The following is a 10,347-nucleotide window of genomic DNA, read 5'->3' on the forward strand; positions in this document are numbered from 1 at the left end:
AGGATGATCCGATATATCGCGTCGGCACTGGTGGTTCTTGGGCTGTCGCTGCCCGGCACCGCCCCCGCACGGGCCGCAGACAGCGCGCATGAAGCTGTCACAACCTTTGATCTGAGCAACGGAATGCAGGTCGTGGTGGTCGAAGATCACCGCGCCCCCGTGGTGCAGCACATGGTGTGGTATCGCGCCGGGTCGGCGGATGAGCCTGTGGGCGAAAGCGGGGTCGCGCATTTTCTGGAACACCTGCTGTTCAAGGCGACCGACACCATGGCCTCGGGCGAGCTGTCGGCGACCGTGGCCGCCAACGGTGGGCAGGACAATGCCTTCACCAGCTACGATTACACCGCCTATTATCAGCGCGTCGCGGCCGACCGACTTGGCCTGATGATGAAGATGGAATCGGACCGCATGGTAAACCTTGCGCTGACCGAGGCCGACATCGTGACCGAGAGGGACGTGATCCTTGAGGAACGCAACCAGCGCACCGACAACAATCCGCGGGCGCTGTTCGGCGAACAGGTCAGCGCCGCGCAGTTCCTGAACCATCGCTATGGCACCCCGGTCATCGGCTGGCGTCACGAGATGGAAGAGCTGAGCATGGAAGACGCGCTGTCGTTCTATCGCACCTACTATGCACCCAATAACGCCATTCTGGTGGTTACCGGTGACGTCGACCCCGCAAATGTGCGCGAACTGGCCGAGCAATATTACGGCGTGATCCCCGCAAACCCCGATCTGCCCGAACGCTATCGCACGCAGGAACCGCCGCAGACTGCCGAGCGGCGCGTGATCTATAAAGACGACCGGGTGGCGCAGCCCTATATCACGCGGTCCTACATCGCGCCGGAACGCGATGCTGGCGCGCAGGAAAAAGCCGCCGCGCTGACGCTGCTGGCACAAATCCTGGGTGGCGGGACCACGTCTTTCCTGAACGAACGGTTGCAGTTCGATCAGAACGTCGCCGTTTACACCGGCGCGTTCTATGGCGACGTCGCGCTGGATGATACGACCTTCGATATCATCGTTGTTCCCGCCGAGGGCACCGATCTGGCAGGCGCCGAAACCGCGCTGGACGCGGCCATTGCCGCCTTCATGGAACGTGGCGTCGATATGGAGCAGCTCGACCGCATCAAGATGCAGCTGCGCGCCTCGCAGATTTACGCCCGCGACAACGTGGATGGCATCGGCAACCGCTATGGCCGCGCGCTGACCAGCGGGCTGACGGTGCAGGATGTGCAGGACTGGCCCGACATTCTTCAGGCGGTGACCGCCGATCAGATCATGCAGGCCGCGGCCGAGGTGTTCCGCGACGAAGGTTCGGTCACCGGCTGGCTGACCCGCCCCGAGGAGGTTTCGCAATGACCCGTTTCCGCACGATTGCCGCCGCCTGCGTGTCGCTGGTGCTTGGCGCGCTGCCCGCCTGGGCCGAGGTCGAGATTCAGGAAGTCACCTCGCCCAAGGGGCTGACCGCCTGGCTGGTCGAGGAACATTCGATCCCCTTCACGGCGCTGGAAATCCGGTTTCGCGGTGGCACCTCGCTGGATGCGCCGGGCAAGCGGGGCGCGACCTATCTGATGACCGCGCTGCTGGAAGAAGGCGCCGCCGATCTGGATGCCCGCGCCTTTGCCCGGGCGCAGGAATCGCTGGCCGCGTCCTTTGGCTATGATGCGAGTGACGATTCGGTTTCCGTCTCGGCGCGCTTTCTGAGCGAAAACCGGGAAGAGGCGCTGGCCCTGCTGCGTACCACGCTGATGGAGCCGCGCTTTGATCAGGACGCCATCGACCGGGTGCGCGCGCAGGTCATCTCGGGCCTGCTGCAAAGTGCCAAGGATCCCGGCGACATTGCCGGGGCGGCGTTTTCCAAGATGGCCTTTGGCGATCACCCCTATGGCACTGATGGCGAAGGCACCGTTGAATCGGTCGCCTCGCTGACCCGTGACGATATCATCGCCGCGAAAGAGGCCGTGTTCGCCCGTGACCGCATCTATATCGGCGCCGTGGGCGACATCACCCCCGAGGAATTGGGTAAGCTGGTTGATGATCTGCTGGCCGATCTGCCGGAAACCGGCGCACCGATGCCGCCCAAGGCCGATGTGACGATCACCGGCGGCGAAACCGTGATTCCCTTTGCCACGCCACAGTCGGTGGCGCTGTTCGGGCAGAAGGGGATTGAACGTGACGATCCCGATTTCTTTGCGGCCTATGTGGTCAATCAGGTGCTGGGCGCGGGCGGGTTCGAATCGCGCCTGATGACGGAAGTGCGTGAAAAGCGCGGGCTGACCTATGGCGTCTATTCCTACCTCAACCCCAAGGATCTGGGCGCGGTCTACATGGGGTCGGTGTCATCCTCGAACGACCGCATCGCCGAGGCCGTCAGCGTGATCCGCGACGAATGGCAGAAGCTGGCCGCCGATGGTGTGACCCAGAAAGAACTGGACGACGCCAAGACCTATCTGACCGGCGCCTATCCGCTGCGTTTCGACGGCAACGGCCAGATCGCCAGCATCATGGTGGGGATGCAGATGCAGGGCCTGCCGATCGACTATATCGCGACCCGCAACGACAAGGTGAACGCGGTGACGTTGGCAGAGGCCAATCGCGTTGCGGCCGAACTGCTCGACCCCGAGAACCTGCATTTCATCGTGGTCGGCCAACCCGAAGGCATTATGGGGGAGGCGGCGAACTGATCGCCGCCCGCCTTACTCTCCGTAGGGAATCCAGACCGTTTTGACTTCGGTCGCCTGATCCAGCCACTCGCGGCTGTCCTGCGCGTACCAGTCGCGGGTTTGGCCGTTGTTGACCCAGGTGCGTTTCAGGTTCAGCGCTGATTCCGCCTCGATCGCGCCAGACAGATCCGAGGACGAAAAGCTCCAGACCGCATCCACATCCAGATGTTTCGCCAGCGGCCCGGCCAGATCGGCATGGGTGCCGGTCACGATATTCACACAGCCTGCCGGTACGTCGGATGTGTCCAGCACCTGATAGAAATCGGTCAGCGCGAGCGGAGAGACCTTTGGCGCGGCCAGCACCACGCGGTTGCCCATTGCCAGCGCCGCACCCATGATCGTGACCGCGCCCAGCAGCGGCGCCTCGTCCGGGCAAAGCGCGCCGATCACGCCCACGGGTTCGCGCATCGCCAGCGCCACGCCACGGATCGGCACCCCGCGCGCCTGCCCATCCACCTTGTCCGCCCATGCGGCAAAGGTGAACAGCCGATCAATGGCGGCGTCGACTTCCTTGCGGCCCGTGCGCGCCCCGCTCATCGCGTTCAGGCGATTGGCGAATTCGTCGGACCGGGCCGAGAGGTTCTCGGCAGTGTAATAGAGGATCTGCGCCCGCAGATGTCCGGTGCTGCGCGCCCAGCCGCCCGCACCGCGCGCCGCTTCGACGGCGTTGCGAATGTCCTTGCGGCTGCCTTGCCCGACATGGCCCAGCAGCTGCCCCTTGGGCCCATGCACGGCGATGGAATAGCCGCTGTCGGGCCGCGCCTGCTTGCCCCCGATATACATCTTGGCGGTGCGATCCACCGGATCGGCGGCCGCGCCCGCGCCACCATGCGCCTTGATGGGCGCCAGTTTCGCGGATTTGCCCACGGGCCGGGTATAGGCCGACAGCCCCTCCCATCCGCCTTCGCGGCCAAAACCGCTTTCGCGCACCCCGCCAAACCCGGCGGCGGCATCGAACAGGTTGGTCGCATTCACCCAGACCACGCCCGCCGCCAGCTTGGGCGCGATATCAAGGCACAGGTTGACGTTCTCGCTCCACACTGTCGCCGCCAGCCCATAGCGCGTGTTGTTCGCCAGCGCGACGGCCTCGTCCGGCGTACGGAAGGTGCAACTGACAAGCACGGGGCCGAAAATTTCCTCCTGCATCAGCGGGTCCGACGGGGCGAGCCCGGTGATCAGCGTTGGCGGATAGAAACAGCCCTGCGCAGGCAGCGCCAGGTCGGGCTGGAAACAGCTCCCGCCCGCGCCTTCGACCATTTCGCGAATCCGCTCCAGTTGCACCGGATCGACAATCGCGCCCACGTCGATGCACTTGTCCAGCGGGTCGCCCAGCCGCAACTTGGCCATCCGCGCCTTCAGCCGTGTCAGGAAATCCTCGGCAATCGGTTCATGCAGCAACAGCCGAGACCCGGCACAGCAGACCTGCCCCTGGTTGAACCAGATCGCATCGACCAGCCCCTCGATCGCGGAATCGATATCGGCGTCGTCGAACACGATATAGGGCGATTTCCCCCCCAGCTCGAGCGTGAGCGCCTTGCCGCTGCCCGCCGTCGCCCGGCGAATCTGCCGCCCCACCTCGGTCGAGCCGGTAAAGGCGATCTTATCGACCTCCGATGCCACGATCATCTCGCCCACGGTGCCGTCGCCGGTAACGATGTTCACCACCCCCGGCGGCAGCCCGGCCTGCGAACAGATATCGGCAAACAGCAAGGCAGTGAGCGAGGTATATTCCGCCGGCTTCAGCACCACGGTATTGCCCGTCGCCAGCGCCGGGGCGATCTTCCACGCCAGCATCAGCAGCGGAAAGTTCCACGGCACGATCTGCCCGCAGACGCCAAGTGCCTCGCGTCCGGGCAGGGCCTCGTCCATGATCTGCGCCATGCCCGCGTGGTAATAAAAATGCCGCTGCGCCAGCGGAATGTCGAGGTCGCGGCTTTCGCGGATCGGCTTGCCGTTGTCCAAGGTCTCAAGCACCGAAAACAGCCGCGCGTGTTTCTGCAACAGCCGCGCCAGCGCATACATGAACCGCGCGCGCCCCGGCCCGCCCAACCCGGCCCAGCCCGGCTGCGCCTTGCGCGCGGCGGACACGGCGCTGTCCACGTCTTTCTGCGTCGCCTCCGTGATGCCTGCCAGCCGCACCCCCGTGGCCGGGTTCGCGCTATCGAACCCCTTGCCCGGCTTGGTGAACGCCCCGTTTATATAGTGCCCGAACTGCCCGCCGTGCTGCTTGATCCACGCCAAAGCCTCATCCGCGCTCTCCGGCGCCGGTCCATAGTCCATCGTGTCGAATATCTCGCGAATTTTCATGGCTTCTTTTCGGTCCAAATACTCAATTCTGCCTGCGCAGCAGGCATTACCCCATCGCGTGGCGATACCCGGCGGAATAGGCGCCGGTGACGTGGTGTTCCAACTGGCGTTCGATATCGCCCAGCAGCGACGAGGCGCCAAAGCGGAACAGGTTGGGCCGCAACCAGCGTTCGCCCAACTCTTCCTTGATCAGCGACAGGTAGACCAGCGCGTCCTTGGCCTTGGAAATCCCGCCAGCAGGTTTATAGCCCACGCGCCAGCCGGTCATCGCGTGGTAGGCGCGGATTGCGCGGATCATGGTCAGGCTGACGGGCAGGGTGGCATTCACGCTTTCCTTGCCGGTCGATGTCTTGATGAAATCGGCCCCCGCCATCATGCACACCATCGAGGCACGCGCCACGTTGCGCAGGGTGCCCAGCTCTCCGGTCGCAAGGATCGCCTTCACATGGGCGCTGCCACAGGCCTCGCGGAAGGCGCGCATTTCATCGTATAGCGCCTGCCAGTCGCCCGAGAGCACATGGCGGCGCGAGATCACGATGTCGATTTCTTCCGCCCCGGCCTTCACGCTTTCGCCAATCTCGGCCAACCGCAGGTGGAACGGCGACAGCCCGGCGGGAAAGCCGGTCGAGACAGCAGCCACCGGAATGCCCGTGCCCTCCAGCGCGCGCAGGGCCACATCCACCATGTCATGATAGACGCAGACCGCGCCCACGGTGACATCCGGCATCCCCATCGCCTCCAACAGGCGGCGATCAACGGGATTGCGGGCCTTGGCGCAGAGCCGTTTGACCCGCTCGGCGGTATCGTCGCCCGACAGCGTCGTCAGGTCGATGCAGGTCACCGCCTTCAGTAGCCAGGCCGCCTGATAGTCCTTTTTGACCGAGCGTCGCCCCGGCAGCGTGGCCGCGCGACGCTCAATGGCCGAGGTATTGGCCTGCACCGCGCGCACGCGATCCAGATCAAGCGCGGTTCCCATGTTCCGCGTGTCGTTATCGGCGCGCTGATCCATGGCGCTGGCCTTTCCTTATAGGTCGGGCGCAGGGTCGCATGAGGGCTGTGCCTTGGCAAGAACCGCCTAATTTAACGGCAGGTCAACCGGGCCGCGCCTCATGAATTGCGAATAATTCGCAATCTCATTGACTTTTTGCGAATGACTCTCATATTCAACTTATGTCGAATACGGAGAATGCCATGTTCGTGACCCGTCGTAGCCTGCTCGCTGGCCTTGGTGCCGCGCTTGTGGCCCGGCCGGGATTTGCCGCAGGGCAGGAGCCGCTGAAGGCGGTGGCGACAACTGGCATGATTGCCGACGCCGCCCGCGTGGTCGGTGGCGATCTGGTCGAGGTGCGCGGGCTGATGGGCCCCGGGGTCGATCCGCACTCCTATCGCCAGACCCGCACTGATATCGTCGCCATGACGCGCGCCGATCTGGTACTGTGGCACGGGCTGTTCCTCGAGGCGCAGATGCAATCTTTTTTCCACGATCTGGCGCGCCGCCGGGCCGTGGTGCCGGTGGCCGAGGCGCTGCCGAAATCCGAACTGCACGCCCATGACGATTATAAGGACAAATACGACCCCCACGTCTGGATGTCGCCGCGCCTGTGGCAGCAGGTCGTCCGTTCGGTTCAATCCGCGCTGAGTGACGTGCGCCCCGACAGCGCCGCCACCTTTGCCGCCAATGCCGACGCCCATGTGGCCGAACTGGCCCGGCTGGATGCATACGCCGCCACGGCGCTGGCGCAAATCCCGGCCGAGCGCCGCGTGCTGGTCACCGCGCATGACGCCTTTGGCTACTTCGGCGCGGCCTACGGTATCGAGGTTCTGGGCCTGCAGGGGATTTCCACGGAAAGCGAAGCCGGGCTGAACCGCATCGCGGATCTGGTCGATACGCTGGTGGCGCGCAACATCGGCGCGGTCTTTGTCGAAACCTCGGTGTCGGATCGCAATATGCGCGCGCTGATCGAAGGGGCCGCCGCGCAGGGCCACACGGTGCGCATCGGCGGCGAGCTGTACAGCGATGCCATGGGCGCGCCCGGTACCTACGAGGGCACTTATATCGGAATGCTGGACCACAACGTGACCGTGATCGCGCGGGCACTTGGGTCGGATGTACCGGCGCAGGGGCTGAACGGCCGCCTCGCCGCAGGGAGCTGAGATGCTGGAATTGGCAACCATTGGCGGCACCGCGCCGCAGACAGGCACGGCGCTGGCCGACAGCCCGCTGGCGATCCGGGGGCTGACCGTCAGCTACGGTGAAAAACCGGCGGTCTTCTCTGTCGACATGACGGTCGAGCCGGGCAGGATGACGGCGATCATCGGCCCGAATGGCGCGGGCAAATCCACGCTGCTGAAGGCGGCGCTGGGCATCATCCGCCCGCTGTCGGGGCAGGTGCAGGTGTTCGGCCAGCCGATGGCGGCGCAGCGCAGCCGCATCGCCTATGTGCCGCAGCGCGCCAGCGTGGATTGGGATTTCCCGACCAGCGTGATCGACGTGGTTCTGATGGGGCTGTACCGGCAGGTCGGCCTGCTGGGCCGGATCCGGGGCACCCATCGCGCCCGCGCCCGCGCTTGCCTTGACCGTGTCGGCATGGGCGATTTCGCAAATCGCCAGATCGGACAGCTGTCCGGCGGCCAGCAACAGCGCGTCTTTCTGGCCCGCGCGCTGGCGCAAGAGGCCGATCTGTATCTGCTGGACGAACCCTTTGCCGGAGTCGATGCCGCGACCGAAAAGGCGATCATCGCCGTGCTGCAATCGCTGCGGGCCGAGGGGCGCACCGTTGTGGCCGTACACCACGACCTTGCCACCGTGCCCGACTATTTCGACAACGTGTTCCTGATCAACACCCGCCGCGTGGCGGAGGGCCCGGTCAGCACCGCCTTTACCGCCGATACCTTGCAGGCGGCCTATGGTGGGCGGCTTGCCACCGCGCAGGTCGATCAACTCAGCCGCGCGCTGGTCTAGCCCGCAATGCTCCGCGACGCGCTTCTGCTGCACCTTGGCTATAACGCCACGCTGGTTGCGGTGGGGGCGACACTGCTGGGTATTGCCGCCGGAGCCACCGGCACTTTCCTGTTCCTGCGCAAACGCGCGCTGGTCAGCGATGCGATTTCCCACGCGACCCTGCCGGGCGTCTGCCTTGCCTTTATGGCGATGGTGGCGATGGGGTTTGACGGCCGCAATCTGGCCGGGCTGCTGCTGGGCTCGGCCCTGTCGGCGGGGCTGGGGCTGTTGTGCCTGACATGGCTGGTGCGTCACACCCGCTTGGCCGAGGATGCGGCGATCGGCGCGGTCCTGTCGGTGTTTTTCGGATTCGGAGTCGTCCTGCTGACGGTGATCCAGACAATGGGATCGGGTCGGCAGGCGGGGCTTGAATCCTTCCTGCTGGGGTCCACCGCCGGAATGCTGCGTGCCGATGCGCTGGTGATCGCGGCGGGGGGCGCGCTGACGCTGGCTGCCATCGTCCTGCTGCGCCGCCCCATGATCCTGGTGGCGTTTGACCCGGAATATGCCGCCACGCGCGGCGTGCCGGTGGCGCGGGTGGATTTCGCGATCATGGCGCTGGTGATGGCGGTGACGGTCGTGGGGCTGAAGATCGTCGGGCTGATCCTGATCGTCGCGCTTCTGATCATCCCGCCCGTGGCCGCCCGGTTCTGGAGCGACCGCGCCGAACGCGTTGCCGGGCTGGCGGCCCTGTTCGGGGGGCTGTCGGGGTTCCTTGGCGCTGCGATCTCGGCGGCCTACCCGGATGTGCCAACCGGGCCGATCATCGTTGTCGTTGCGTTTGCGCTGTTTGCCGTCTCTCTTCTATTGGCGCCGGGGCGCGGGGTGCTGGCCGCCGTGCTGCGCCACCGCCGGTTTCAGCGCCGGGTGCATCTGCGGCAGGGGCTGCTGGCGCTGGCGCAGGGGCAGCCGATCTATGAACGTCTGACGCTGCGCCTGCTGCGGCGCGCCGGGCTGGCCCGCGCAGACGGGGTCGCCACAACCGAAGGCCGTGCCCGCGCCGCCAAGGCGCTGCGCGACGAAAAACGGTGGGAAATCGTGCGCTCAGACCACGCCCACGAGGCGGCCGCTGCACTATATGACGGGCTGCGCGACATTGAGACAGTCCTGACGTCGGACCAGATCGCCGACATCGACACCCGCATCGGCGGGCCAAGGGGGGTCACCCCATGACGGGCGAGGAATTCGTTCCCCTGTCGCTGACGCCGATCCTGATCGGCAGCTGTGCCGCGGTGGCCTGCGCCCTGCCGGGCAACTTCCTGGTTCTGCGGCGTCAGGCGCTGATCGGCGATGCCATCAGCCATGTGGTTCTGCCCGGGATCGTCTTTGCCTTCCTCGCGACCGGGGTGATCGCCACCGCCACGATGATGGCCGGCGCCGCGGCCGCCGCCATCCTGGCCGTTGTCCTGATAGAGGCGATCCGGCGCCTTGGCGGGATCGAGCCGGGCGCAGCCATGGGTGTCGTCTTTACCACCATGTTCGCGGGTGGCGTTCTGATGCTCGAACTCTCCGATACTTCGGGCGTGCATCTGGATGTGCAGCACGCGCTGTACGGCAATCTCGAAAGCCTGATCTGGCTGGACGCGCTGGGGTGGGAATCGCTGGTCGATCCGGTCGCGCTGGCCGGGCTGCCGCCGGAACTGCCGCGCATGGCGCTGACGCTGGTGGTGATGACCGCGTTCCTCTGGCTGTTTTGGCGCCCGCTGAAGATCGCGACCTTCGACGAGGGCTTCGCCCGCACTATGGGCATTCGGACAACGGCGCTGGGCTTTGGCCTTGTGGTGGCGGCGGCGGTTGCGGCGGTTGCGGCATTTGACGCGGTCGGATCGATCATCGTGATCGCCATGTTCATCTGCCCGCCCGCAGCCGCGCGCCTGATGACCGACCGGCTCGAGGCCCAGATCGGCTGGAGCGTTGTCTTCGCCATCGTCTCCGCAGTGCTGGGCTACGTGCTGGCGGGGTACGGTCCGCTGTGGTTGGGCGGGCGGGACTCGGTGAGCGCCGCCGGCATGATCGCGACGGTCTCGGGGGTATTGCTGGCCGGGGCGGCGATTTGGGGTCCGTGCCGGACCCGCAGCGGAGCGCCCTCGACCACGACAGTCTAAACGGATTCGGGAGTTCGGTAGGTCAGGCCCGAGTCGCCGGGGGGTCGACTCGCGCCGACTCGGGGCGAGTCGGTGGTTCGCGAAGGCGCGACTCGCCGGGTTCTGGATAATCTTGGGGGTAAGCCTGTGTGTAACACAAAATCTGCTATTCCGGTTCCCCAAGTCATGGGTGTGGGAGGCTCGCCAAGGGATGGGTAACGCTAGCATC

8 protein-coding genes are annotated in these 10,347 nt (G+C 65.7%); 6 read left to right on the forward strand and 2 right to left on the reverse strand.

Annotated elements, in window-relative coordinates; genetic code table 11:
- The first annotated feature begins 3 nt into the window (after positions 1-3).
- Together FGK64_RS19245 and FGK64_RS19250 are read left to right on the forward strand one after the other, a co-directional pair.
- Positions 4-1,362, forward strand: coding sequence for a M16 family metallopeptidase (locus FGK64_RS19245; RefSeq protein ID WP_138865460.1), 1,359 nt, complete (start codon positions 4-6; stop codon positions 1,360-1,362).
- Positions 1,359-2,687, forward strand: a complete 1,329-nt coding sequence (locus tag FGK64_RS19250; RefSeq protein ID WP_138865461.1) for a M16 family metallopeptidase — start codon at positions 1,359-1,361, stop codon at positions 2,685-2,687. The genes FGK64_RS19245 and FGK64_RS19250 overlap by 4 nt, the downstream gene beginning before the upstream one ends.
- 12 nt (positions 2,688-2,699) lie before the next feature.
- On the opposite strand, the gene FGK64_RS19255 is transcribed toward FGK64_RS19250, so the two are convergent.
- Positions 2,700-5,033: an aldehyde dehydrogenase family protein gene (locus FGK64_RS19255; protein ID WP_138865462.1), complete on the reverse strand. Its 2,334-nt coding sequence runs from the start codon at positions 5,031-5,033 to the stop codon at positions 2,700-2,702.
- 46 nt (positions 5,034-5,079) lie between these two features.
- A complete protein-coding gene (gene deoC / locus FGK64_RS19260; protein ID WP_138865463.1) occupies positions 5,080-6,042 on the reverse strand; it encodes a deoxyribose-phosphate aldolase in 963 nt (320 codons plus the stop codon).
- Positions 6,043-6,224: 182 nt separating this feature from the next.
- On the opposite strand from deoC, the gene FGK64_RS19265 reads away from it, so the two are divergent.
- The 4 genes from FGK64_RS19265 to FGK64_RS19280 are packed head-to-tail and all read left to right on the forward strand — an operon-like array spanning position 6,225 to position 10,139.
- Positions 6,225-7,187 carry a metal ABC transporter solute-binding protein, Zn/Mn family gene (locus tag FGK64_RS19265; protein WP_138865502.1) on the forward strand — a complete coding sequence of 321 codons (963 nt, stop codon included), beginning with the start codon at positions 6,225-6,227 and terminating at the stop codon, positions 7,185-7,187.
- Between the two features lies 1 nt (position 7,188).
- On the forward strand, positions 7,189-7,995 hold the full coding sequence (locus FGK64_RS19270) for a metal ABC transporter ATP-binding protein (protein ID WP_138865464.1): 807 nt from the start codon (positions 7,189-7,191) through the stop codon (positions 7,993-7,995).
- Between the two features lie 6 nt (positions 7,996-8,001).
- The gene (locus tag FGK64_RS19275; protein ID WP_138865465.1) at positions 8,002-9,207 is read left to right on the forward strand and encodes a metal ABC transporter permease; all 1,206 of its coding nucleotides are present in this window, start codon (positions 8,002-8,004) and stop codon (positions 9,205-9,207) included.
- Positions 9,204-10,139, forward strand: coding sequence for a metal ABC transporter permease (locus FGK64_RS19280; RefSeq protein ID WP_138865466.1), 936 nt, complete (start codon positions 9,204-9,206; stop codon positions 10,137-10,139). Before FGK64_RS19275 ends, FGK64_RS19280 begins: the two co-directional genes overlap by 4 nt.
- The last annotated feature ends 208 nt before the right edge of the window (positions 10,140-10,347 follow it).

The sequence above is a fragment of the Arenibacterium halophilum genome (genome assembly GCF_005938225.1).
Classification (GTDB): Bacteria; Pseudomonadota; Alphaproteobacteria; order Rhodobacterales; family Rhodobacteraceae; genus Arenibacterium; species Arenibacterium halophilum.

Bases quoted from the DNA above. Each gene is read 5' to 3' on its own strand.
- FGK64_RS19250 (WP_138865461.1), top strand. From the start codon at position 1,359: ATGACCCGTTTCCGCACGATTGCCGCCGCCTGCGTGTCGCTGGTGCTT.
- FGK64_RS19275 (WP_138865465.1), top strand. From the start codon at position 8,002: ATGCTCCGCGACGCGCTTCTGCTGCACCTTGGCTATAACGCCACGCTG.
- FGK64_RS19280 (WP_138865466.1), top strand. From the start codon at position 9,204: ATGACGGGCGAGGAATTCGTTCCCCTGTCGCTGACGCCGATCCTGATC.
- FGK64_RS19270 (WP_138865464.1), top strand. From the start codon at position 7,189: ATGCTGGAATTGGCAACCATTGGCGGCACCGCGCCGCAGACAGGCACG.
- deoC (WP_138865463.1), bottom strand. From the start codon at position 6,042: ATGGATCAGCGCGCCGATAACGACACGCGGAACATGGGAACCGCGCTT.
- FGK64_RS19245 (WP_138865460.1), top strand. From the start codon at position 4: ATGATCCGATATATCGCGTCGGCACTGGTGGTTCTTGGGCTGTCGCTG.
- FGK64_RS19265 (WP_138865502.1), top strand. From the start codon at position 6,225: ATGTTCGTGACCCGTCGTAGCCTGCTCGCTGGCCTTGGTGCCGCGCTT.
- FGK64_RS19255 (WP_138865462.1), bottom strand. From the start codon at position 5,033: ATGAAAATTCGCGAGATATTCGACACGATGGACTATGGACCGGCGCCG.